This window comes from Eisenbergiella porci (genome assembly GCF_009696275.1).
GTDB classification, from domain to species: domain Bacteria; phylum Bacillota; class Clostridia; order Lachnospirales; family Lachnospiraceae; genus Eisenbergiella; species Eisenbergiella porci.
The window spans coordinates 14,478-39,270 of the sequence record NZ_VUMI01000028.1 but is presented as its reverse complement, the minus strand read 5'-3'; the positions used below and the strand labels follow the sequence as shown (position 1 = coordinate 39,270).

At 49.0% G+C, this 24,793-nt stretch carries 23 protein-coding genes; 18 read left to right on the top strand and 5 right to left on the bottom strand.

All coding sequences use genetic code 11. The annotated features are described in order from the left end of the window. The first annotated feature begins 32 nt into the window (after positions 1–32). From FYJ45_RS16665 to FYJ45_RS16645, 5 genes are all read left to right on the top strand, one after another. Complete coding sequence (locus FYJ45_RS16665; RefSeq protein ID WP_195841856.1) at positions 33–632, top strand: stage II sporulation protein M; 600 nt, start codon at positions 33–35, stop codon at positions 630–632. A gap of 186 nt (positions 633–818) precedes the next feature. Further along, a complete protein-coding gene (gene xerD, locus FYJ45_RS16660) occupies positions 819–1,703 on the top strand; it encodes a site-specific tyrosine recombinase XerD (protein WP_154465917.1) in 885 nt (294 codons plus the stop codon). A gap of 241 nt (positions 1,704–1,944) precedes the next feature. After that, positions 1,945–3,531 (top strand): DUF1538 domain-containing protein, encoded by a 1,587-nt coding sequence (locus tag FYJ45_RS16655; protein WP_154465915.1) that lies wholly within the window; start codon positions 1,945–1,947, stop codon positions 3,529–3,531. 11 nt (positions 3,532–3,542) lie between these two features. After that, positions 3,543–4,229: a P-II family nitrogen regulator gene (locus FYJ45_RS16650; RefSeq protein ID WP_021636662.1), complete on the top strand. Its 687-nt coding sequence runs from the start codon at positions 3,543–3,545 to the stop codon at positions 4,227–4,229. 123 nt (positions 4,230–4,352) lie between these two features. Continuing rightward, positions 4,353–4,754 carry a hypothetical protein gene (locus FYJ45_RS16645; RefSeq protein WP_154465913.1) on the top strand — a complete coding sequence of 134 codons (402 nt, stop codon included), beginning with the start codon at positions 4,353–4,355 and terminating at the stop codon, positions 4,752–4,754. A 52-nt stretch (positions 4,755–4,806) separates the two neighbouring features. On the opposite strand, the gene FYJ45_RS16640 is transcribed toward FYJ45_RS16645, so the two are convergent. Both FYJ45_RS16640 and FYJ45_RS16635 read right to left on the bottom strand, forming a co-directional pair. After that, entirely contained in the window at positions 4,807–5,835 is a 1,029-nt protein-coding gene (locus FYJ45_RS16640) for a 3-deoxy-7-phosphoheptulonate synthase (RefSeq protein ID WP_154465911.1), read from the bottom strand. A 340-nt stretch (positions 5,836–6,175) separates the two neighbouring features. Further along, a complete protein-coding gene (locus FYJ45_RS16635) occupies positions 6,176–7,555 on the bottom strand; it encodes a putative polysaccharide biosynthesis protein (protein WP_154465909.1) in 1,380 nt (459 codons plus the stop codon). Positions 7,556–7,764: 209 nt separating this feature from the next. Here FYJ45_RS16635 and nifS point away from each other — a divergent pair, with 209 nt between their 5' ends. The 6 genes from nifS to FYJ45_RS16605 all read left to right on the top strand — a co-directional run bounded on the left by nifS (position 7,765) and on the right by FYJ45_RS16605 (position 12,255). Then, complete coding sequence (nifS, locus tag FYJ45_RS16630) at positions 7,765–8,946, top strand: cysteine desulfurase NifS (protein WP_154465907.1); 1,182 nt, start codon at positions 7,765–7,767, stop codon at positions 8,944–8,946. 33 nt (positions 8,947–8,979) lie between these two features. Next, on the top strand, positions 8,980–9,423 hold the full coding sequence (gene nifU / locus FYJ45_RS16625; protein WP_154465905.1) for a Fe-S cluster assembly scaffold protein NifU: 444 nt from the start codon (positions 8,980–8,982) through the stop codon (positions 9,421–9,423). Positions 9,424–9,426: 3 nt separating this feature from the next. Next, the gene (mnmA, locus tag FYJ45_RS16620) at positions 9,427–10,503 is read left to right on the top strand and encodes a tRNA 2-thiouridine(34) synthase MnmA (RefSeq protein WP_154465903.1); all 1,077 of its coding nucleotides are present in this window, start codon (positions 9,427–9,429) and stop codon (positions 10,501–10,503) included. Positions 10,504–10,698: 195 nt separating this feature from the next. Further along, the gene (locus tag FYJ45_RS16615) at positions 10,699–11,103 is read left to right on the top strand and encodes a hypothetical protein (RefSeq protein ID WP_154465901.1); all 405 of its coding nucleotides are present in this window, start codon (positions 10,699–10,701) and stop codon (positions 11,101–11,103) included. Further along, complete coding sequence (locus tag FYJ45_RS16610; protein ID WP_154465899.1) at positions 11,100–11,594, top strand: DJ-1/PfpI family protein; 495 nt, start codon at positions 11,100–11,102, stop codon at positions 11,592–11,594. Before FYJ45_RS16615 ends, FYJ45_RS16610 begins: the two co-directional genes overlap by 4 nt. A 136-nt stretch (positions 11,595–11,730) precedes the next feature. Continuing rightward, on the top strand, positions 11,731–12,255 hold the full coding sequence (locus tag FYJ45_RS16605; RefSeq protein ID WP_021636651.1) for a hypothetical protein: 525 nt from the start codon (positions 11,731–11,733) through the stop codon (positions 12,253–12,255). 142 nt (positions 12,256–12,397) lie between these two features. On the opposite strand, the gene FYJ45_RS16600 is transcribed toward FYJ45_RS16605, so the two are convergent. Further along, positions 12,398–13,216 carry a histidinol-phosphatase HisJ family protein gene (locus FYJ45_RS16600; RefSeq protein ID WP_154465897.1) on the bottom strand — a complete coding sequence of 273 codons (819 nt, stop codon included), beginning with the start codon at positions 13,214–13,216 and terminating at the stop codon, positions 12,398–12,400. A 403-nt stretch (positions 13,217–13,619) separates the two neighbouring features. Between FYJ45_RS16600 and gap the strand changes: the two genes are divergently transcribed. From gap to FYJ45_RS16580, 4 genes are all read left to right on the top strand, one after another. Beyond that, complete coding sequence (gene gap, locus FYJ45_RS16595) at positions 13,620–14,639, top strand: type I glyceraldehyde-3-phosphate dehydrogenase (RefSeq protein ID WP_154465895.1); 1,020 nt, start codon at positions 13,620–13,622, stop codon at positions 14,637–14,639. Positions 14,640–14,730: 91 nt separating this feature from the next. Continuing rightward, complete coding sequence (locus FYJ45_RS16590; protein WP_021636647.1) at positions 14,731–15,939, top strand: phosphoglycerate kinase; 1,209 nt, start codon at positions 14,731–14,733, stop codon at positions 15,937–15,939. Between the two features lie 82 nt (positions 15,940–16,021). Beyond that, on the top strand, positions 16,022–16,771 hold the full coding sequence (gene tpiA, locus FYJ45_RS16585) for a triose-phosphate isomerase (protein WP_021636646.1): 750 nt from the start codon (positions 16,022–16,024) through the stop codon (positions 16,769–16,771). 809 nt (positions 16,772–17,580) lie between these two features. Beyond that, positions 17,581–19,590, top strand: a complete 2,010-nt coding sequence (locus tag FYJ45_RS16580; RefSeq protein WP_154465893.1) for a 2-isopropylmalate synthase — start codon at positions 17,581–17,583, stop codon at positions 19,588–19,590. A 180-nt stretch (positions 19,591–19,770) separates the two neighbouring features. Here FYJ45_RS16580 and FYJ45_RS16575 read toward each other — a convergent pair whose 3' ends face one another. Continuing rightward, entirely contained in the window at positions 19,771–20,331 is a 561-nt protein-coding gene (locus tag FYJ45_RS16575) for a TetR/AcrR family transcriptional regulator (protein WP_195841854.1), read from the bottom strand. 395 nt (positions 20,332–20,726) lie between these two features. Between FYJ45_RS16575 and FYJ45_RS16570 the strand changes: the two genes are divergently transcribed. Both FYJ45_RS16570 and FYJ45_RS16565 read left to right on the top strand, forming a co-directional pair. Beyond that, on the top strand, positions 20,727–21,107 hold the full coding sequence (locus tag FYJ45_RS16570; RefSeq protein ID WP_021638553.1) for a MerR family transcriptional regulator: 381 nt from the start codon (positions 20,727–20,729) through the stop codon (positions 21,105–21,107). A 162-nt stretch (positions 21,108–21,269) separates the two neighbouring features. Next, the gene (locus FYJ45_RS16565; RefSeq protein ID WP_154465889.1) at positions 21,270–23,807 is read left to right on the top strand and encodes a glycoside hydrolase family 2 protein; all 2,538 of its coding nucleotides are present in this window, start codon (positions 21,270–21,272) and stop codon (positions 23,805–23,807) included. Positions 23,808–23,995: 188 nt separating this feature from the next. Here FYJ45_RS16565 and FYJ45_RS16560 read toward each other — a convergent pair whose 3' ends face one another. Then, entirely contained in the window at positions 23,996–24,160 is a 165-nt protein-coding gene (locus FYJ45_RS16560; RefSeq protein ID WP_154465887.1) for a hypothetical protein, read from the bottom strand. 180 nt (positions 24,161–24,340) lie between these two features. On the opposite strand from FYJ45_RS16560, the gene FYJ45_RS16555 reads away from it, so the two are divergent. Beyond that, complete coding sequence (locus tag FYJ45_RS16555) at positions 24,341–24,760, top strand: hypothetical protein (protein ID WP_102288453.1); 420 nt, start codon at positions 24,341–24,343, stop codon at positions 24,758–24,760. The last annotated feature ends 33 nt before the right edge of the window (positions 24,761–24,793 follow it).

The following is a 24,793-nucleotide window of genomic DNA, read 5'->3' as shown; positions in this document are numbered from 1 at the left end:
ATATTAAAAAAAGCAGGCAAAGGGGTTTTTATATGGAAAAAGGTAGTTTGGCAGATGCAAAACTTAACGGGCGCATTCTTGTGCTCTTTACAGCCGGTTTTCTGACAGGACTTGCTCTTATTTACATAGGACAGGAAAGCCTGGTGGTAAATGCGGATTTCCTGGACAGCTTCAGTGTGGGAAGAATGGGGGTATTGGATATCGACAGCTCCATGCTTTTCTTTTACAGCATCAAGCAGAGGCTGGCGCCTGCGGTGCTTCTTGCGGTGCTGGCTGTGGCGGGTATTGGAGGTATGGCGGTAAGTCTGTATCTGGTCTGGACCGGATTTTGTGCAGGGACGATTCTGTCGGTGCTCTCTATCCGGTACGGCATCCGCGGGATTCTCCTTTTCTCTGGAGGAATTTTCCCGCAGGTCCTGCTTCTGGCGCCGGCCTATCTGTTCCTTTTCCGGTGGTGCCAGGGTTTTCAGGATAGGGTATACAATGGCCGTTACGGAAGCGGCGCAGGAGGAAAACGGGGAGCGCTTCGTTTAGGCACTTTGCTTGTAATCCTGGGAATGCTGCTGGCAGGCTGTCTGGTGGAGAGCTATATCAATCCGATAATATTACAAAAAGTATTTTTCTTTTTCTGAAAACAGGAACAATATCTGGTACAAACATAATTTCGATTACCGATATCTTGTGCTTCAAGCAAATTGTTGTAAAAATCCCCGTAAAATCGGCAAAAATGCGCATTGCTTTTCTTCGAAAAACTGATTATAATATGTTTTGAATCTTTTTTGGTTTACATAAACAACGAAGCAGGAAGGCATTGGAGCATGGAAAAAGAGATACGGGAGTTTGTTATTTATCTTCATGATGTGAAGAAGACGTCGGAGAACACGGAGCTTTCCTATAAAAGAGATCTGCAGAAGCTTCAGAGCTTTTTGAAGGAGCAGGGGATTGAGGAGCCGGGCCGGATAACGGAGACTTCCCTGAATTCCTACATCCTTTTTCTTGAGAAGAACCAGTTCGCAACGGCTACCGTATCCCGGCATATAGCGGCTGTAAAGGCTTTTTTTCATTTTATGGTCAAAAAGGGCATGGTTTCGGAGGATGTGTCTGAGAATCTGAAGGCTCCCAGGATTGAGAAGAAAATGCCGGAAATTCTGACAATGGGAGAAGTGGTCCGGCTTCTGGAGCAGCCGGGCAGGAATACGCCCAAGGAGATTCGGGACAGAGCCATGCTGGAGCTGCTGTATGCCACCGGTATCCGGGTTTCCGAGCTGATTTCTCTGCAGGTAACTGATTTGAATCTCAGGCTGGGCTATATAATATGCAGGGATTCGTCGAAGGAACGTGCCATACCTTTTGGGAACCAGGCGAAGGAGGCGCTGCTTCTTTATCTGAAGGAAGCCCGGGATATCCTGATAAAAGGGACGCAGACTGAGACTCTTTTCGTTAACTGCTCCGGTAAGCCCATGAGCCGTCAGGGGTTCTGGAAGCTGATTAAATATTATGCCGCTAAGGCCGGGATAGAAGCGGACATAACGCCGCATACGCTCCGGCATTCTTTTGCGGCCCATCTGGTGGAAAAAAGGGCGGATCTGCACAGTGTGCAGGAAATGATGGGGCATTCCGACATTTCTTCCACGCAGGTTTATGCCAACATAGGCGGTTCCCGCATCCGAAGCGTGTACCAGCAGGCGCATCCAAGAAAATAATCACAAGGGAATAAACATCGGGAAAATAAATACCTGGAAATAAACATTGAGGAAATAAACTATTAACGCGATACATCCTTTCTGCTGTATCGCGTTAAAAAAATGTTAAAAGTTGTAGGAGAGGGCAAATTTTTGCTATCCTGTTTTTCACTGTTCATGCTATAATGAAAACAGATTATGACTGTAACGCTACCGGACAGTTATGGCAGTCCATTATTCTTTTATCGTGTAACCTCAAATCATGTTGGCGTCGGCGCCGATAACACAACAGAAAGGCAGCGTATTTTTGAAGTTTTTTCGCACAAATCTCCAGGAAAAGTTAAAAGAAACAGGAAAGGCAGTGTTTCCTGTCATCGCAATTGTATTGATTTTATGTTTATCCATAGCCCCGGTTTCTCCGGGAATCCTCATGGCATTTCTCATAGGGGCGGCGTTGCTTACCGCGGGAATGGTACTGTTTACTATGGGCGTGGATATGGCTATGACGCCTATGGGGGAACGGGTGGGAACGTGCATGACACAGTCAAGAAAGCTGTGGGTTGCAGTGCCCATGAGTTTCATTCTGGGCTTCATCATCACGATATCCGAGCCGGATCTCCAGGTTCTGGCGGAACAGGTGCCATCCGTACCCAATCTGATTCTGATTCTGGCAGTGGCCTTTGGCGTGGGAATTTTTCTTGTGGTTGCTCTGCTGCGTATGCTGTTCAGCATGGCCCTTCCTCCGTTGCTCCTTTTTTTCTATGGAATCGTATTTTTACTCACTTTTTTTGTACCGAAGGATTTTCTGTCCGTGGCTTTTGATTCCGGCGGCGTTACCACCGGGCCTATGACAGTGCCTTTTATTATGGCAATGGGTATCGGTATTTCTGCCGTAAGAAATGACCGTCACGCTTCGGATGACAGCTTTGGGCTGGTTGCCCTGTGTTCCATCGGGCCGATTCTGGCAGTGCTTCTGCTGGGAATGATTTACCGCCCGGGAAGCGGGGATTATGTGCCTGTGGAGATACCGGAAATAGCGGACACGGTAGAGCTGTGGAAAGTTTTTCAGGCAGGCTTTCCGTCTTATTTGAAGGAGATGGCTGTTTCCCTTCTGCCGATTGTGGTTTTCTTTTTCCTCTTCCAGATGATTTTCAGGCTGGTTCCCGGAAAAAGCCTGGTTAAAATAAGCGTGGGGCTCATCTATACCTATGTGGGTCTTGTGCTGTTTCTTACGGGTGTGAATGTGGGCTTTATGCCTGCGGGAAATTATCTGGGCAGAGTGATTGCCGGACTTCCATACCGCTGGATTATTGTGCCTATCGGTATGCTGATTGGGTATTTTATTGTACTGGCAGAGCCTGCCGTATTTGTGCTGACCAAGCAGGTGGAGGAGATAACGGACGGAGCCATTTCGGCAAAGGCCATGAGCATGAGCCTTTCCATCGGTGTTTCCGTGTCTCTGGGGCTTGCCATGATACGGGTGCTGACCGGTATTTCGATTCTGTGGTTCCTTGTTCCGGGATATTTTATAGCGCTGGGCCTGTCCTTTTTCGTACCGAAAATATTTACGGCCATCGCTTTTGACTCCGGCGGAGTCGCCTCCGGGCCTATGACCGCCACCTTTCTGCTTCCCTTTGCCATGGGAGCCTGTTCGGCGGTGGGAGGAGATATTATTGCGGACGCGTTCGGCGTGGTCGCCATGGTTGCCATGACGCCGCTGATTACCATACAGATACTGGGCCTTGTTTTCCGGCTGCGCGCGGGCAAAGCGGAGATCGGGCAGGCAGGGATTGCCGCTGTTGCCGCAGATGCTGCTGACTGGGGTGATTATGACATTATTGACCTGTAGGAGAAACGTATATGAGTAAAGTATATTTAATGGTTACGATTACAGGGCGGGGCCAGGGCGAGCAGTTCGCCGCGCTGAATCGGACGGAGAACCTTCCTGTTATGATGGTGGCTCTGGGCAAGGGGACGGCCGGTAATGAAATACTGGACTGCCTCGGACTGGAGGGAAGTGAAAAAATAGTGCTTTTTTCCATGGTGACAGGAGATGTGTGGAAGCGGGTAAAGAGAGGGATGGAACACAAGCTGGGCATAGATGTTCCGGGAATGGGAATTTCCTTTCTCGTTCCCGTGAGCAGCATCGGAGGGAAAAAGGCGCTTCAGCTTATGCTGGCAGGACAGGAATTTGAAAAAGAGGAGGAGACATCATTGAAGGATACGGAATATGAACTGATTGTGGTGGTTTCCGATTTCGGGTATACGAATCTGGTGACAGATGCCGCCAGGGAAGCTGGGGCAGGCGGCGGAACCGTCATTCATGCCAAGGGAACCGGAATGGAGAGGGCGGAGAAGTTTCTCGGCGTTTCCCTGGCATCGGAAAAGGAAATGACTTTCATTGTAACCAGGACTGAAAAGAAAAAGGAAATCATGAAGGCCATTATGGAAAAAGCAGGGCTGGAAAGCAAGGCAAAATCAATCCTGTTTTCCCTGCCGGTGGTGGATACGGCAGGACTGAGAATTTCCGAAGACTGGGAAGGATAAAAAGATGAATTCAATGGAAATATGTGTTAAAATGGAAACAGAAAGGCATTATTTCCTTTTTTGCGGTAAAGCTGCTGATTGCTCCGGGTTTTAAAGCGGAGGATCAGGAGAAGGAGGAAAAGCATGAATAGAAAAGTACTGGCGGCCATTTTCTCTACAGCGGTCCTGGCCGTTATTGTGATGACGATTATCCTGTATCATTTAAGCGGTTTTTCTCCCTTTGTGTGCATGGGCTGCACGGCGGAAGGGTATGAGCAGAAAGACGGGACAGGATATCTTACCATCGGGCTGGAGGGCAGCCCGGCCAGGGACAGCGCAGTAAGCAGGGTATCGCAGGAAGCGCTGCAGAAAGAACTGTCGGAAGGGGAACTGTCAGATATCATCGGTGTAAATATGGTTCTGGAAATCCCCGCCCATGTGGCAAGGAAAAACAATATTGACAGGAATACCGATGTATTCGGCCTGCTGTATGCGTCGGATGCTTATGATAAGTATCTGACCATAACTGCCGTATTCAGACGCTGAAATCCCGGAGAAACTGCCGTTTCTCCGGGATTTCCTGTTTTTTGCTTCTATTCTATTCGTATTCGGCAATATCATAAATCAGTCTTTCGGAATCCTCCCAGGACAGGCAGGGATCAGTGATGGATTTACCATATACCCCGCCGCCGACCTTCTGGCAGCCCTCCTCGATGTAACTTTCCACCATAACGCCTTTTACAAGAGAATGGATGTCTCTGTTCAGCTTGCGGCTGTGCATGACCTCCTTGACGATACGTATCTGCTGTTCATGCTTTTTGTCGGAATTGCTGTGGTTGGCATCAATGATGCAGGCGGGATTCTTCAGATCCCGTTCGTTATAGAGGGTGAGAAGCGTATTCAGATCCTCATAATGGTAGTTGGGAATATTACGGCCGTGCTTGTTGGTGGCGCCACGCAGCACGGTATGCGCAAGCTCATTGCCTGTGGTGTTGACCTCCCAGCCCCGGTAGATGAAGGAATGGGGATGCTGCGCTGCATATACGGAATTGAGCATCACGGAGAAATCGCCGCTGGTAGGGTTTTTCATACCTGCGGGGACGTCAAAGCCGCTGACGGTAAGGCGGTGCTGTTGATCCTCCACGGAGCGCGCGCCGATAGCCACATAAGAGAGAATATCGGAAAGATAACGCCAGTTTTCAGGATAAAGCATTTCATCTGCAGCGGTAAGGCCGGATTCATCGATGGCGCGAATGTGCATTTTCCGCATGGCGATGAGTCCCTGCAGGAAGTCGGGCTTTTTCTCCGGATCAGGCTGGTGCACGATTCCCTTATAGCCTTCGCCGGTGGTGCGGGGTTTGTTGGTGTAAATCCGGGGAATCAGGATTAGCTTGTCCTTTACTTTTTCATTTACCTTTGCAAGTCTTGCTATGTAATCACAGACAGCGTCTTCATTGTCTGCGGAGCAGGGGCCGATAATCACAAGTAATTTATTGCTTTTTCCGGTAATGACATCCCTTATTTCCTGATCCCGTTCTTCCTTCAGCCTGACCAGCCTTTCCGGCATGGGATATTCTTTCCTGATTTCATCTGGGGTGGGTAATTTCCTTATAAATTCAAAACTCATAATACATAATCTCCTCTGTAAAAATAAAACCGTCCGCCGGCAGTTATTGCTCCGCCGTCAGAACGATATCGCTGCCGGAAATGAAAACGCGTCGTCCGGATAAACGAAAACCATCCGGCCTTCGGGCAGCCTCCTTCACGGACAGGCAGTCTCCGCCGCAGGCGGTATCGGATGCAACTGTCCGCGTACATTATAATATAGAAAAACGTAATGTGCAAGTTTTCCCGGGAAGCTTTCAGGCAGGTCTGCGCAGACGTGTTACTGTTCACACCCCGTTTGGGCTCCTGCCATCGCCGCCCTGTGGCCGCGCCTCTGTGTCCGCCAGCCGGCATCGGGCTGTTCAGCCCGGCAGCAGATATTTGCGCAGAGGGATCAGGCAGCAGAGCGTGGTGTAAAGCTGGCTTAGCAGCATACCGGCCAGATATCCCCTGATTCCATAGACCGGTATGGCCTGGAAAACAAAAAGCAGACGCAGCAGAATGCTGGTCAGGTTGAGGAAAAAGGAATAGCCGGTTTTGCCAAGGCCGTGGAGAATGCTGGTCAGGGTGGTGTTCAGGTACAGAAAAGGGCACATAAAGCTGAGAATCATAATAAAATGGCCGGCCATTTCACTGTTGTACAACATCCTTCCCACCGTGGGGCCGAACGTCAGAAAGCACACAAGGCAGATACAGCCCAGCAGAAGGCAGTATCCCAGGCATTTGCGGACGGCTTTGCGGATGACCTTCTGGTTATTTGTGGCATCGGCCTCGGATATGGCGGGCATGAGCAGTACGGAAACAGAGTTGGTCAGTGTGCCCGGGAAAAAAATAAGCGGCAGGGCCATTCCCGTCAATACGCCGTAAACACTCAGGGAATCACTGACTGAATGGCCGTAAACCTGCAGCTTTGCCGGAATACAGGCGGCTTCAATAGCCTGGAGGACATTCAGGCACAGCCGGTTGGCGCTTAATGGCGCAGCAAAACCAAGAATCTGACGGCTCAGCCTGCCGTAAGCCTGAACGAGCCGGGCCGGGCCGGAGCCTGTGGTTTTCCGGTGCAGCGTGCCGGAGGGCGGCCTTCCGCCGGGGTATGCTTTTTTTACAAAATGAAGGTATGCTGCGGGAAGAGCAAGAAGCATGGAGGAAAGCTCTCCAATGGCGAGACCGGCTGCGGCAACCGCGATGGTAGGCTCCTTTCCCTCCTTTATGCACATGGAAGCGATAAGGAAGACGCTTCCCACCCGGAAGAGCTGTTCGGTAAGCTGGGTTGCCGCAGGGACGCCGGTTTTCCTGACACCGTAAAAATAGCCGTTTATGCAGGAATGGACGGAGGCAAACGGGAAAGACAGCGCTGCAATACGCAGAAGCGGCGCGCATCTGGGTTCAAACAGCAGATAAGAAGCAATAAAATCAGAAAAATTATAAACGCCAATGAGGCAGAAGGTGGATAAAGTGAGCGAGAATGTAAATCCTACTAGCAAAATGCGCAAAGATACTTTATAATCATGGGTAGCTGTTTCACCTGCCACGAACTTGGAAATGGCGTTCTGCAGCCCGGCCGCGGACAGGGAAAAAACGAGAGCCATGACCGGCCCGATCAGCTGATAAATCCCCATATTTTCTTCGCCGAACAGCCGGGAAAGAAAGATGCGGTAAAAGAAACCGATGAGACGGCTGGCAAGGCCTGTGACTGTAAGAATGATCGTTCCGGTGATCAGGGTATTTTTCTTAATGCGCATACTGCTCCAATCTTTGCGCGGACAGTGACTGTAAACAGTGACCGCAATGGCTCTTTTGGTAAATATATGCAGAGGAGCCTGTTGACAGAACGCAGAGGCGGTGTTATATTAACCATAGAAAACGAAGCGGTTTAGTAGGAATTGATGTTTTCCCAAAACCGTCTCCATATAGAAAAAGATGCATTTCATGCAGACAGGAGAGTAGAATAATGAATAAACTGATTTATCTGGATAATGCGGCAACCACGAAAACCGCGCCTGAGGTGGTACAGGCCATGCTTCCCTGGTTCACGGAGAACTACGGGAACCCCAGCAGCATTTATTCCCTGGGCACGGAGAGCAAGAAGGCCGTGAGCGAGGCGAAGGATATCATAGCCGGTTCCCTGGGCGCTGCCAGCAATGAAATTTATTTCACAGCCGGAGGCTCTGAAGCGGACAACTGGGCGCTGAAAGCTGCTGCGGAGGCCTATGCATCCAAAGGAAAGCATATCATCACCTCCAAAATAGAGCATCACGCCATTCTCCATACCTGTGAATATCTGGAGAAGAAGGGCTGTGAAATTACTTATGTAAATGTGGACGAAAATGGTATAGTAAAGCTGGACGAGCTGGAAAAAGCCATCCGGCCGGACACTATCCTGATTTCCGTCATGTTTGCCAATAATGAAATCGGCACAGTCCAGCCCATTAAGGAAATCGGTGAAATCGCGTCCAGACACAATGTCCTGTTCCATACGGACGCAGTACAGGCTTATGGCCAGTTGCCAATAAATGTGGATGAATGCCATATCGATATGCTCAGCGCCAGCGGGCACAAGCTGAACGGACCGAAGGGAATCGGCTTCCTTTATATCAGGAAAGGAATCAAGATCCGTTCCTTTATCCACGGCGGGCAGCAGGAGCGTGGCAGAAGGGCCGGCACGGAGAACGTTCCGGGCATCGTAGGCATGGGCGCCGCTGCCAAACGGGCATTTTCCATTCTGGAAGAGAAAAGGGCAAAGGAAACCGAACTGAGAGACTATCTGATAGAGCAGATTGAAAAGGAAATCCCTTACTGCCGCCTGAACGGAGATCGTAACAGAAGGCTTCCAAACAACGTGAATTTCAGCTTCCGTTTTGTGGAAGGGGAATCCCTTCTTATCATGCTTGATATGAAAGGCATCTGCGCTTCCAGCGGTTCTGCCTGTACCTCGGGTTCCCTGGATCCCTCCCATGTCCTTCTTGCCATCGGCCTTCCTCATGAAATCGCGCATGGTTCCCTGCGTCTGACATTGAATGAAGAAAATACGAAGGAAGAAATGGACACAACGGTGGCCGCAATTAAGGAAATCGTAACCAAACTCAGAAATATGTCTCCTCTGTACGAGGATTTTGTAAAAAAACAGAAATAAGGAAATCAATCAGGAAACGGAAAGGATAACGATATGTACAGCGAAAAAGTAATGGATCATTTTGAACATCCCCGTAACGTGGGGGAAATAGAGAACGCAAGCGGCGTTGGCACCGTAGGAAACGCCAAATGCGGCGACATCATGAGAATTTATCTGGATATTGACGAGCAAGGCATTATCCGCGACGTTAAATTCAAAACCTTTGGCTGCGGCGCGGCTGTTGCCACCAGCAGTATGGCAACCGAGCTGGTAAAGGGCAAGAGCATCCAGGAAGCCATGGAAGTGACCAATAAGGCGGTTATGGAGGCGCTGGACGGCCTTCCGCCCGTAAAGGTACACTGTTCCCTGCTCGCAGAGGAAGCCATCCATGCGGCGCTCTGGGATTATGCCCAGAAGCATGGCATTACCATTGAAGGACTGGAAAAACCCAAGTCCGATATTCACGAAGGAGAAGAAGAAGCAGAGGAAGAATACTAAAATATGAGCAAAAAAGTAGTTGTGGGCATGTCCGGAGGCGTGGATTCCTCCGTGGCTGCCCTTTTGCTGAAAGAACAGGGTTATGAGGTCATCGGCGTCACCATGCAGATCTGGCAGGATGAGGCGGAGGAAACCAGGGAAGAAAACGGAGGCTGCTGTGGTCTGAGCGCTGTGGACGATGCCAGGAGGGTTGCCGAAAAGCTGGATATTCCTTACTATGTTATGAATTTCAAGAAGGAATTCAGACAATATGTGATGGATTATTTTACGGCGGAATACCTGAAGGGCAGAACCCCCAACCCATGCATTGCCTGCAACAGGTATGTGAAATGGGAATCCCTGCTCACCAAAAGCCTGGGACTGGGTGCCGATTATATCGCAACCGGCCACTATGCCCGCATTGAACAGCTTCCCAACAAAAGATACGCCATACGCAATTCCGTTACGGCGGCAAAGGATCAGACCTACGCCCTTTACAACCTGACCCAGAAGCAGCTTGCCCATACCCTGATGCCCGTAGGCGCCTACCCTAAGGATGAGATCCGCAGGATAGCCCGGGAAGCGGGGCTGCCGGTAGCGCACAAAAAAGACAGCCAGGAAATCTGTTTTATACCGGATCACGATTATGCCGCTTTTATCGAAAGGGAATGTACAGACTCTGTCCCCAGCCCCGGCAATTTCGTATCCGTCACCGGAGAAATCCTTGGAAAACATAAAGGCATCACCCACTATACCGTAGGCCAGAGAAAAGGCCTGAACCTTTCCATGGGCCATCCGGTCTTTGTCACCCGGATCAACCCGGAAACCAATGAAGTTGTCATCGGGGAAAATGAAGATGTTTTTTCACGCACACTCACCTGCAGCGGCCTGAATTTCATGTCCGTCTCGGATCTGGAGCAGCCCATGCGTGTGAAAGCCAAAATACGCTATGGCCACAGCGGCACCTTCTGCCTCATAGAAAAGACAGGAGAGGACCGAATCAAATGCACCTTTGAAGAGCCGGTCCGCGCCGTAACCCCGGGCCAGGCAGTTGTTTTCTATGACGGCGAATATGTACTGGGCGGCGGAACCATAGAGTAAAAAGAAAGACGGCTTGATGCTGCAGACTCGGACGTCGGGAAGGACAGCGCCTATGCTGATGCGTTTATCCTGGCGCTGTCCGTTCAAGCCGCAGCCTGCGGAAAAAATAGAGAGACAAAACGGCATAGTCGCGCAGACTATGCCGTTTTGCCGTTGATGGCTCTGTCAGGTTTTGTGCAAGGAAGGAGAACCTTTGTGGATAACAAATTTATGTTAACTAAAGAACAAAGAAGGTATCTGGGGCTGGAACCTGTGGAAGCGCATTGGGAAGTGATGGATATCAAAGGCACCCTATATTATTTTGACGGGAATATTATTAAAAAGGAAATTATAACTTCAGACTGCCGGGAGGAAAATTTCAGATACAGGGAAAGTGAACTCTATGTAGAGACTGCAGAAAACAAAAAGCTGGTCCTGCCCAAAACAGCAAAAGGAAAGCCTAAGAAATTGAATTTTACCGCCACACAGTCCTTCAGGCCTGTTAACGTATATTTTGCATGCGAAGGAAGCTATATAACGATAGCAAATTATACGACACAAAAGACCTTCTATTTTGAAGATATCAAAAACGGATTGGTGCCACAAAGACTACAGGGATGAAGGCATTAGCCTGTATTTATGAAATAGTAATCCTGAATTATTTTTTGAAATTCACCGGCTCGGAGGTTGTCTTCTGCTCCATTGACGGCAGACGGATTACCTCAATGGAAGGATACTCCATAAATGTAAACGCAAAGCTGCCGGATATAAATGCCGGTGAAATAAGAAGCATCATTATTCCGGGCGGCGATGTTTCAGGCATTAAAAATGAGATGGTCTATGAACTGCTTAAAAACATTAAAAAAGGCGGAAAAGTAATTGCAGGTATTTGCGCCGGCGTCGATGTGTTGGATGCGGCGGGCATCTTACAGGATGTGAAATCAATCCACTCGGAGGATGCCGACATAACGAGGGATAACCATATCATAACCTCCCGGGCCAATGCCTACGTGGATTTTGCAATCGAAGTGGGAAAAGAATTTTCACTCTTTGAAAATGAAGCGGATTTACAGGAAACCATAGATTTCTGGAAATATTTTAAGCGAATGTAGCAAACTTCCCTGTCCCGGCAGCAGACGCCCTGCCCGATAGGGCGGTTTTGGCCGGAAATGGGATGCTACAGGCACTTCTTTCCCTTTACCGCATAAATATAAGAAAAAGGCCATAAAGGAAAACAGAAAATTGGATATGGATTTTAATTCGTACAGAATGAGACAGAGACCTGTCTACATGGTATTTGAAGGCGTCGTCACCCACCTGGAAATTGCACCGGGAATGATGGGACGATATGACGGATGCACCCAGATGGTGACCGTAGAAAATGAAGCGGGAAATACCGTAAATTTTTTAATGAACGCATCTACCTTCGTGGTAGACTATACCACCCTTTATGAAAGCATGCCCGTTACCGTTTTCTACAGCGGCGACACAGCAGTCCCTGCGATTTACCCGCCCCAATATGAAGCGGCGGTCATTGCGCCCCGCCAGGAAGGCCAGAATGTATTCGTGGGATACTTCAACAACCTCCTCATGAGCAGCGACCAGAGCCTCAAGCTCAACCTGGCTCCCACCACCCAGGTAGTTACCTCAAATAACCAGACCTTCATGGGAAACCCGGGAAACCATACCCTGGCCGTACAATACAGCCAGACCACCAGAAGCATACCCGCACAGACAACACCGGAACGAGTCATCGTCCTCTGCGGCATGTAACCGCCTCTTCTGGGAAATTACCACTGTCTGTCCGGCTCCAAAGGAAGCCTCCCCGAAAAAAGTTCCCCGGAGAAAACTCCCCGGAAAAGACCGCCTTAGGAGCCCTCCTGCAAAACCGTATAAGGAGCCGGAAAAAGACAGCCTACAGCTTTATAAAAGAAGCAGTACGCCTATCAAACACCGTATAATAAGAAAAACCACAGTCCCTGAGAAAATCCTCAGCCCTCTTAAACTCCCTGCAAATATCCGCAGGCCTGTGAGCATCCGACCCGACCGTCACAATTTCCCCGCCCAGATCATGATAACGCTTCAGCACCTCCCGACAAGGATGAAGCTCCTTCAGCCCATAACCGATTCCCCCGGTATTGACTTCCACGCCAATCCCATTCTCCAACAGCAGCTCCAGCATCCTCTCAAACAAATCCCGATACTTTTCATACGTATAAAACTTATCCTGATCCGGACCATACCGCACCACATAATCCAGATGCCCATAAATATCAAAATTATGAAACACCTCAAGATTGTCAATTATGGATTCGAAGTACTCCCTGTAAGCCGCCTCCTCACTTCTCCCCGCAAAGAACCCCGCATCATACGGATCCTTCCCATTACACAAATGCGAAGACCCGATAATAAAATCAAAAGGAAAAGAATTCACATACCCTTCCTGCACCTCGGCCAGATACGCCTGCAGCCCCAGCTCCACCCCAAAGCAAAGCTTAATCCTGTCCCCATAAACCGCCCTGCACCGCAGCAGCTCATACAGATAAGCATCCGTATTCACCTCAAAAAACCCCTTCGGAATCCCCTCCGAAACCGGGAAATCAAAATCCATATGCTCCGTAAAACACATCTGCCGAAGCCCCATCGCAATCCCTCTCTCAACCATCTCCACCATAGGAGCCTTAGAATCCCCCGAAAAAGAAGAATGCAAATGAAAATCCGCCCGAATCGCCATACAAAAACCGCCTTTCTTATCATTATTAAACAATCCACTATTATATATAAAAAGTGAAATCCTTCTAAAAAGTATATCCTATCCCCCAAAAAAACGCAAAGAAAATTACCCTCCTCAAACTATTTCCAAACCACCCCTTTCCTTTTATTTTTACGATAGCCCCAGCCCTCCAATTATAAACTTTTTGTAAAATAATGGGCGATTTCCAATAATTTTTTAATTACGTCTTGATATTTTTATGCAGATTAGGTAAAATGATTGTGCTGATAAAATTTTGTCAAGCTTTTGGGACAGGCCCGGATGCCAATCCGCAATGTCCAAGGTGAGGACTTACGCTGGACGTGGGTCCATTTGCTGTGCTTGATAAAAGAATATAAAAAAACATTTTTAGGAGGAATTAAAAATGGCAGTAAAAGTAGCAATTAATGGTTTTGGCCGTATTGGACGTCTTGCTTTCAGACAGATGTTCGGAGCAGAAGGATTTGAAATCGTAGCAATCAATGATTTAACATCTCCCGAGATGCTGGCTCACTTACTGAAATATGATTCAACACAGGGCAGATACGCTCTGGCAGACAAGGTATCTTTCGGCGAAGATTCCATCACTGTTGATGGAAAAGAAATCAAGATTTATGCAAAAGCTAACGCTGCAGAGCTTCCTTGGGGAGAAATCGGAGTAGACGTAGTTCTGGAATGTACCGGATTCTACACCTCCAAAGCAAAAGCACAGGCTCATATCGATGCCGGCGCTAAGCACGTTATCATTTCCGCACCTGCCGGAAGCGATCTTCCTACCATCGTTTACAATGTAAACCATGAAACCCTGAGCAAAGATGATCACATCATCTCCGCTGCTTCCTGCACAACAAACTGCCTGGCTCCCATGGCTAAAGCTCTTAACGACGCTTTCCCGATCCAGAGCGGTATTATGTGCACAATCCACGCTTACACAGGCGATCAGATGACTCTGGATGGTCCTCAGAGAAAGGGTGACAAGAGAAGAAGCCGTGCAGCAGCAGTGAATATCGTTCCCAACAGCACAGGTGCTGCTAAGGCTATCGGCCTGGTAATCCCTGAACTGAACGGCAAGCTGATCGGTTCCGCTCAGCGTGTTCCTACCCCTACAGGATCTACCACAATCCTGACAGCAGTAGTTAAAGGACAGCCTACAAAAGAAGCTATCAACGATGCTATGAAGGCTGCTGCAAACGAATCCTTCGGTTACAATACAGACGAAATCGTATCCAGCGATATCATCGGTATGAGATATGGTTCCCTGTTTGATGCTACTCAGACCATGGTTCTTCCTATTGACGAGAATACATCTGAAGTACAGGTTGTTTCCTGGTACGACAATGAGAATTCTTACACAAGCCAGATGGTTCGTACAATCAAACACTTTGGCAAGCTGCTGGAAGCATAATTTAATCCAGCTGGTGTAAAGGCATAGGCTCATAAAGGGTCCGGTCTGATGAGGGCCGGATCCTTCTTTCATTTTTAAGGAGGTTTTTACCATGTCATTGAATAAGAAATCCGTTGATGATATCAACGTAAAAGGAAAACGCGTCCTTTGCAGATGCGACTTCAACGTACCGCTGAAGGAAGGCAAAATCACAGATGAAAACCGTCTGGTTGCGGCGCTTCCCACTATCAAAAAGCTGATCGCAGACGGAGGAAAGGTTATCCTTTGCTCTCATCTTGGAAAGCCTAAGGGAGAACCCAAGCCGGAGTTGTCTCTGGCACCTGTTGCAGCACGTCTTTCCGAGCTGCTTGGCCAGGAAGTAAAATTTGCAGCAGATCCTGAAGTGGTAGGACCTAATGCAAAAGCAGCAGTAGAAGCTATGAAGGACGGAGACGTTATCCTTCTTGAGAATACCCGTTACAGAGCAGAAGAAACCAAGAACGGCGAAGCTTTCTCCAAAGAGCTGGCTTCCCTGTGCGACGTTTTTGTAAACGACGCTTTCGGTACCGCTCACAGAGCACACTGCTCCAATGTTGGTGTGGCACAGCTGGTTGATACCGCAGTTGTTGGTTATCTGATGCAGAAGGAAATCGACTTCCTTGGAAATGCCGTAGAGAATCCCGTAAGACCTTTCGTTGCTATTCTTGGCGGCGCAAAGGTTGCAGATAAGCTGAATGTTATCTCTAATCTGCTTGAAAAATGCGATACCCTGATCATCGGCGGCGGTATGGCATTTACCTTCCTGAAAGCAAAAGGATATGAAATCGGCGCATCCTTAGTGGATGATGAAAAAGTTGAATACTGCAAGGAAATGATGGAAAAGGCTGAGAAGCTTGGCAAGAAGCTGCTTCTTCCCGAAGATGCTGTTGTTGCAAAGTCCTTCCCCAGCCCGATCGATGCAGAAATCGAAGTTGAGGTTTATGCTGCAGATGCAATCCCTGCCGACATGATGGGACTGGATATCGGACCCAAGACGGCAGAGGCTTATGCAGACGCTGTTAAGTCCGCCAAGACCGTTGTTTGGAACGGGCCTATGGGCGTATTTGAGAACCCTGTTCTTGCAAAAGGAACCATTGCAGTTGCAAAGGCTCTGGCTGAAACTGATGCAACCACCATCATCGGCGGCGGCGATTCCGCAGCGGCTGTTAACCAGCTTGGCTTCGGTGACAAGATGAGCCACATCTCCACCGGCGGCGGCGCTTCCCTGGAATTCCTGGAAGGCAAAGAGCTTCCCGGAGTAGCAGCGGCAAATGACAAATAATATTATTTGACGCGGGGAGACAGCCTGCGAGCTGCCTCCCGCAAACGATAAAATTCACTTTTATATTAAGGAGACCATAATCATGGCAAGAAAGAAAATCATCGCCGGAAACTGGAAGATGAACATGACTCCCAGCCAGGCTGTTGAATTAATCAATACCTTAAAGCCTCTTGTAGCAACAGAAGATGCTGACGTAGTATTCTGTGTGCCTGCAATTGATATCATCCCCGCTATTGAAGCTGCTAAGGGAAGCAACATCGAAATCGGTGCTGAAAATATGTATTATGAGGAGAAAGGTGCTTACACCGGAGAAATCGCTCCTGATATGCTTACTGATGTTGGCGTTAAATACGTTATCATTGGACATTCTGAAAGAAGAGAGTATTTTGCAGAAACGAATGAGACCGTTAATAAGAAGGTTCTCAAAGCTTTTGAGCATGGCATTACTCCTATTATCTGCTGCGGCGAGTCCCTTACTCAGAGAGAGCAGGGAATTACTATCGACTGGATTCGTCAGCAGATTAAGATTGCATTCCTGGGCGTAACAGCGGAGCAGGCTAAGACAGCCGTTATCGCTTACGAGCCTATCTGGGCAATCGGAACCGGCAAGACTGCAACCACAGAGCAGGCGCAGGAGGTTTGTGCCGCAATCCGTGTATGCATCGGTGAAATCTATGACGAAGCAACTGCAGAAGCTATCCGCATCCAGTACGGCGGATCTGTAAACGCAGCTACCGCTCCGGAACTGTTCGTTCAGCCTGATATTGACGGCGGCCTGGTAGGCGGAGCAGCTCTGAAGCCTGACTTCGGAAAGATCGTTAACTGGAAATAGTTTCAGTTATGGGAAAGTAAAGTATTAACCGGAAAGAACTCCATGAAATTCTTTCCGGTATAAAAATCCGCATCTGCCTTGGAAAAAAGGGGATGCGGATTTTTTATACTGCGGGCAATGCTTTAAACGGAGGCGTGAATGCGCTTGTATGGCGGAAGCCGTGGGCTTTGGCCTGGAAATTTAGTTTCACAGGATGGATGTGGCCGCTTTCCCGAAGGCTTTAGTAAAAATGAGGGTAAAAACTGTCTTCTCACCAGTTAATAGAAGGGAAGGAACTGCTGCTGTACTCCCCTGTCAGATATAAATGTTAAAATAAATCAATAATATTGATTAAAATTATACCTTGTAGGATTTTTTAATCTGTGTTACTATTTACAAAACTGAATATGAAACAAATGCTGAGAAGAGGAGTAGTAGCCAGAAGCTGGAAAACAGAGAACTGCCGGGTGGTGCGAGACAGTCAGAAGCGGATTGTGAACTGACCTTGGAGCAGCTGACTGAAGACCCTCAGGGGCTGTGTAGGTGCAGACGGAATACCCGCCGTAGAAAGGGGAAAGGCATGTTAGTGCCGTTGAGTGCATGGTGCGTAAGCAGCATGAAATAGAGTGGTACCGCGTAAAGGTGAATTTACGTCTCTATAAGAATGACCGGATTTTCGGGAAGTCATTTTTATAGAGACTTTTTTTGTCCCGTAAAACAGATGGCCGGCAGTAAGGCGCACTTCTGGCAGGGCTTTTGATTAAAAGCATCCTGGAAAAAGCCTTCTGCAGACGCAGCCGGAAATCCGGAACCGGTAAGGAGGAAAAGGAATGAAAGCAGCAGAAAAGTATGGCAGAGCTTATTTTATACCGCCCGAGGTTACTTATGACTGGGTGAAAAAGAATACAATTGAAAAAGCGCCGATTTGGTGCAGCGTGGACCTCAGAGACGGGAACCAGGCGCTCATTGAGCCGATGGGACTGGAAGAAAAGCTGGAATTTTTCAGGATGCTGGTGGAAATCGGCTTTAAGGAAATCGAGGTGGGATTCCCGGCGGCCTCGGATACGGAATATGCGTTTATCAGGGCGCTAATCGAAAGAAATATGATTCCGGAGGATGTGACGATTCAGGTGCTTACCCAGGCGAGGGAGCATATTATCAGAAAGACTTTTGAAGCCGTGAAGGGCGCGCCCCATGCCATCGTCCACCTTTATAATTCCACCTCTGTGGCACAGCGGGAGCAGGTGTTTGGAAAGAGCAGGGAAGAGGTGAAAAAGCTGGCAGTGGACGGCGCGAAGCTGCTTAAGACGCTGGCGGAAGAAACAGAAGGGAACTTTACCTTTGAATACAGCCCGGAGAGCTTTCCCGGGACAGAAGTGGATTACGCGGTGGAGGTATGCAATGCGGTGCTGGATGTGTGGAAGCCGGATAAGGAGCATAAGGCCGTTATCAACATACCTACCACGGTTCAGGTTGCCATGCCGCATGTATTTGCCTGTCAGGTGGAATATATCCATAAAAATCTGAAATACAGGGATGGGGTTGTGCTCAGCGTACATCCTCATAACGACAGGGGCTGCGGTATCAGCGACGCAGAATTCGGAATCCTGGCCGGCGCGGACAGAGTGGAGGGCACCTTATTCGGGAACGGAGAGCGGACCGGGAACGTGGATCTTGTTACGGTGGCCATGAATATGGTCTGCCATGGCGTGGAACCGGGGCTGGATTTTGGAAATATTATGAAAATCCGGGAGACCTATGAGCTTTTGACGGGAATGAAGGTAAATGAAAGAACGCCTTATGCCGGCGACCTGGTATTTACGGCATTTTCTGGCTCCCATCAGGACGCGATTTCCAAGGGCATGGCCTGGTGGAAGGAAGGCAAGAGCGGCAGCCGGTGGACGGTGCCTTACCTGCCGATAGATCCCAGGGACGTGGGCAGGGAGTATGAATCCGATGTTATCCGGATTAACAGTCAGTCGGGTAAGGGAGGGATTGCTTTTATACTGAAGCAGAATTATGGGATTTCCCTTCCGAACGGCATGAAGGAAGAGGTGGGATATCTGGTCAAGGGCGTTTCCGACAGAAGGCACCAGGAGCTGGCACCGGCGGATATTTATCAGATTTTTGAAGAAAATTATATTTTGCCAAGAAGCATTTTTCATATCCCTGAATGCCATTTCCGGCAGGAGAACGGGATTACGGCGCAGGTGACCATTGAACAGGGAAAAGAAAAAAGAGTGATTGAAACTACCGGTAACGGGCGGCTGGATGCGGTCAGTAACGCCATTAAGATGTATTTTGGAATCAGCTATGAGCTGACGGTTTATGAAGAGCACGCGATTTCCAGGGGCTCCTCCTCCAAGGCGGCGGCCTATGTGGGAATTACCTGCAAAGGGAAGGAGTACTGGGGCGTGGGAATCGATGAGGATATCATCAAAAGCTCCGTTGCGGCGCTGGTATCGGCGGGCAATAAGCTGGCGGAAAATGAAAATCTTCGGGAAGGCAGGGAGGAAAGAATCGTGGACATTATAAAATATATCAATGGGCATTATTCGGAGGTGACGCTGGAGAATCTGGCTGAGAATTTTAACCTTTCAAGGCCCTATATTTCAAAATATATCAAAAGCAGAACAGGCATGAATTTCCAGGATGTGGTCAGGGAAGCCAGGATGCGCAAGGCCAGGGCCCTTTTGAAGGAATCGGGCCAGACCGTGGAATCCATTGCCGCAGACGTAGGGTATGAAAGCGTGGAGCATTTTAACCGGCTTTTTAAAAAGTCTTACGGGGTTACGCCTGTACAGTTCAGGATGCAGAAAGAGGAAAATATCTGCAACTGACCGGCAGTTAAGCGCAGAATATTAATTCCGGCGATCAGCCATACCGTGCCTGCAATAAGAAGCAGAGTTTTCTTTGATACTTTCATGGGGAACCTCCTTGTTGTGAACGATGTTCATATTGAGCGTAAATATATCCCGGCGGCGGATGGCGCAATGAGTGCAAATTCCGCTGCCGGTTTTTTAGTACAGAATCCGCTGTAGGGTTTTGGTAAAAAAGCTGCAGTTATCAGCGCCGGAGCGCAGCAGGGACATCAAATGATGGAAAACAAATTCCACAAACTGTTCCTTCGTATAGTCCGCGTTCCAGATATCCGGGGAAACAGACGGATCTCTGTCAAGGGCATCCCGGAGAAGGTTTCTGAGTACCTGGAAGCACTGTTCCTCCAGCCTGCGGCCTCTTTTCTTATCTTCCGGATCCATGGTTTCCAGTTGGGCAAGCCAGTCACGTTCAAAATCATTGAGATGGGCATTCATTATTTCATATAAGGAAGCTACAAAGTCGGTAAATCCGGCTGTTTTTGGTTCCATACCGGTAAGGGTGCGCAGAACATCCGTCCAGAAGCCTTCCACCACAGCAAAAATCAAATCCGTTTTTGTCGGGATATAATTATACAGGACACCCACTGAAATGGAGCATTTTTGGGCTATGTTGCGGATGTTCACTTTATGGACGCCTTCCGTGCGTGCAATTTCCATGGCAGCGTCAATCAGCTCCTGCCTGGAAGTGACATTTTTATTCATGCTTATACCTCTTTTATATCGCAGACATGGCTGCGATAGTGCATCAATCGTTAGTTTGAAAGAAAAATTCGCAACCGAACAATGTTCATTATATGCGCAGGGCCACTTTCTGTCAAGCATATTTCGTGCGTAAATAGCTACTGTACCATGCATTTTTTATAAGCTGTGTGCACTGGCTCTTGACCTGGAGCAGGGACAAGGTGCTATGATAGACTTGGAAACCAGGTTGATGCAATCAAAGACCCCGCTGCAAGCAACGGGGTATTAAACTTGCAGCGCTGCAGAGCAGCGGGGTCTTTGACCCTCGCGGCAGTCGCCAAATATCCATGCAAGCATGGCTACTTGGCTCGTTGCTCGCGGGAATAAATATAAGTTAAGAAGGAGCGCAAGTGATTATGACAATTGCGGAAGTGAGCAGAAAATATGGTATGACGCAGGATACCCTGCGTTACTATGAACGTATCGGGCTGATTCCCCAGGTGCCCAGGAATAAAAGCGGCATCAGGAACTATGATGAGGAATCCTGCAGATGGATAGAGCTGATGAAGTGTATGAGAAGCGCAGGGGTCCAGATAGAGGCGCTGATAGAATATGTTGCGCTGTTCCAACAGGGGGATTCCACCATTGATGCCAGAAAGGCGCTGCTGATGGAGCAGAGGGATCAGCTGACGGCCAGGATGGAGGATATGCAGCGTTCTCTGGAACGGTTGAACCAGAAGATAGAAAACTATGAAAACGGGCTGATGGCCACGGAGAAAAAACTGATGAAGCAGTGAAAAAGAGGCGTAAAGGAAGTCGGTTTTGGTTACAGCCGAAATGTAAATGTGCGGGACCGGTTATTGCGGAAAACCTTTCAAAAATTATATACTCCTTTTATAAAGCGCGCTGTCCGGCTTTTTTTGGCGGCTGCGCCTGCGGAAGGCAGAAGGAGGTAAGGTATGCTGAGAAAACAATTTAATGAGGACTGGACGGTGAGCAGCAACGCCGGGGGTTCCCTGGTTGAGGCTTTCCTTAACGGCAAAAAGGAGGAAAAAAAGGTAACGCTTCCCCATGATGCCATGGTGGAGGAGGAAAGGACGCCTGATACCAGAAACGGCAGCCAGACGGGATTTTATCCGGGAGGCCTGTACCACTATGGAAAGAAGTTTTTCGTTCCCGAGGAGTGGGAAAATGAAACGGTTATCCTGGAGCTGGAAGGCGCCTATATGAATGCCAGGGTGTACGTGAACGGGGACTATGCGGGGGGATATCCGCACGGATACTCCAATTTCTACGTATGCCTGGATCATTTTCTCAAATACGGGCAGGAAAATGAACTGAAGGTTATCGTCAATAACGGAATGGAGCTGAACAGCAGATGGTATTCGGGAAGCGGCCTTTACCGCAATGTGAATCTGCTGACGGGGAAGCGCCTCCACATCCGGACGGACGGCCTGCGCATAACAACGCCGGAAATCGATGAAAATACCGCGGTGGTTGCCGTGGAAACCAGACTGGTCAATGAGGAAAAGTGCAACAGGAAAATCTGTCTGATAACGGAAATCAGGGATGCGCAGGGAAATATCACGGCTTCGGATACGGCCCATGCCACGGTGTTCGGCGGTACGGAGATTACGGTCAGGCAGAGAATGGCGGTGGCGCATCCTCTTTTATGGGACTGCGATACTCCGAATCTGTATCACTGCGCTGTACGGGCGGTACAGGAGGAAACCGTATGGGATGAGGCGGAGGATCATTTTGGCATCAGAAAGCTTTCCCTGGATGCGGTTAACGGCCTGAGAATCAACGGCAGGGAGGTTAAGCTGCGGGGAAGCTGTATTCACCATGATAATGGGATTATCGGCGCCTGCACGCTGGAACGGGCGGAGGAGCGCAGATGTGAAATCATGAAGGCTGCGGGCTTCAACTGCATCAGAAGCTCCCATCACCCTATGAGCAGGGCAATGCTTGACGCCTGTGACAGGCTGGGAATGCTTGTAATGGACGAGCTGTCCGATATGTGGACACGTTCCAAAAACAATAATGATTATTCCATGAATTTTCAGGATTACTGGGAAAAGGATGTGGAGCTGTTGGTGGCAAAGGATTATAACCATCCTTCCGTTATCCTTTACAGCATGGGAAATGAGATTCAGGAAGCCGGAACAGCCAAGGGTGCGGAGCTTAACCGCAGAATCAATGAGAAAATCAAGAGCCTTGACAATACCAGATATACCACCAATGCTATCAACGGCATGCTGGCGGTCATGGATTCCATGGGACAGATTATGTCGGATATTCTGGGAAAAACACCGGAAGAGATGATGGCGGAGGCCGCAAAAGCGGCGCAGCAGGCACAAAACGAGGGCCAGGAGGCCGAAAAGGAAGGCGCGGGCCAGAATGAGGGCGGCAGCGACGGACTCAACAGCATGATGGGAATGATGGTGGGACCGATGGCGGACGCTATGGCCTCCCACCGCATTATGACGGAGAAAACGGATGAATTCGTGGACGCCATGGATATTGCCGGCTACAATTATATGACGGGCCGCCATGAGATGGAGCATCAGATCCGTCCCAACAGAATCGTGCTGGGAACAGAAACCTTCCCGGCGGACATTGTCAGGCTGTGGAGCATTGTAAAGAACAATAAGCATGTGATAGGCGATATGACCTGGACGGGCTATGACTATCTGGGAGAAGCGGGAATCGGGATTTTCTATTATGACGGGACTGTGAACTTTTCTTCCCACTGGCCGGACAGAGTGGCCTATATCGGTGATATTAATCTCATCGGCTATCGCCGTCCCATCAGCTATTTAAGGGAAATTGTTTACGGCCTGCGCAAAAATCCCTATATCGCGGTGGAACGTCCGGAGCATTATGGGGAAAAATGCGGGAAAACACCCTGGATGTGGAAAAATAATATTGCCAGCTGGACCTGGAAGGGGCAGGAAGGAAATCCGGTAAGCATTGATGTTTATTCAGATGCCGATGAGGTGGAGCTGTTCCTGAACGGGAAATCCCTGGGACGGAAGGCGGCAGGGGAAGGCGCGGGCTTTGCGGCCGCTTTCGAAACCGCCTATGAGCCTGGGGAACTGAAGGCTGTCAGCTATGTGGACGGTGAAATAAGCGGGACGCACATCCTGGAAACCGCGGCGGAGGAGGTTTCGCTTTGTGTGGAAGCGGATCGCCGCAGCCTTAAGGCAGATGGCGCGGATCTTTCCTTCCTCACGGTTTCGCTGCGGGATAAGGACGGCAGGGAGAACCTGCAGGCGGTAAAAGAGGTTACGGTGCAGGTGGAAGGCGCGGGGACGCTCCAGGGCTTTGGAAGCGCAGATCCCCAGGCGCTGGGAAGCTACCAGGATACCACTTGGAAAACCTACGACGGCTATATGATGGCGGCAGTGCGTGCAGGCAGAAGGCCGGGCGCCGTGAAAGTGACCTTTACTGCAGAAGGCTGTGAGCCGGCGGTTGTGGAGCTGGAAGTAAAATAATACTGAAAGCAATAGAACCGAAAGAAAATAATACTGAAAGTAAATTGAACTGAAATAGATCCGCAATAAAATAAGGCCAGGGCGGGAGAAAGACGCGGCTGCGGTTGAAATAACACTGTGGCCGCAACACCGGCAGTTGAGCTTGCCATAATAAAAAGGAACTGGGGTAAAATACAGTTCCTTTTTTTCTATTCCATCCGTTCCAGGATAGCCAGAGACAATGCATTTATAAAAATATAGTCAGGATCCCGGAACCTGATTAAGACATAGTAGTCATTGTCATGCATCTTGTCCAGACGGTACTGCAGCTGATAATCCGGCCGGTTATTCTGCTTTTGTCCCTTAACAGCCATTGCACCCCAATTATTTTCTGCGGAAAGGACTCCGGATCTCTTCAATAGCATTGACTGGGGAAAGCAGTAGATTGTATACTGTAACAAGGGGAGAACAAAAGTTCTCATAGGACAGGAAAAGGAGCGCTGCAGGATGAATGCAATTGATAAGAGAAGAAGCGCCCGGCAGGGAGGTATCGTATGAGGGTTAAAATCAATGTAAAGAAAATCGGAAAGAACCGCGGCGCAATAGAGCCTGTTTTTTATGAGTATCCGGAAGGGGTGGATACGGTGGAAAAGCTCCTTCGGGAAACGGTGCGTATAAATCTGGAGGAATTTACAAAGCGCAGGAAACGGACGGAGGTGGAAGCGGTTCTGTCCGGAGAGGATATAGAAGAACAGGCAGGGACGGGGAAGATATCCTTTGGAATCGCATATGACGGCAGAACGGCAGATTTTGAAAACGCCGTGAAGAATGCCTGCCAGTGCTTTGAGGATGGAATTGCGGTAATTTTTCTGGAGGGGAAAAGGCTGGAAACGCTGGAGGAACGGATAGCGCTTCGGGAGGACAGCGAACTGACCTTTGTAAGGATGACGATGCTGGCGGGAAGAATGTGGTAGCGGCAAAGACATTTTTTATCATTGAACGGTTAC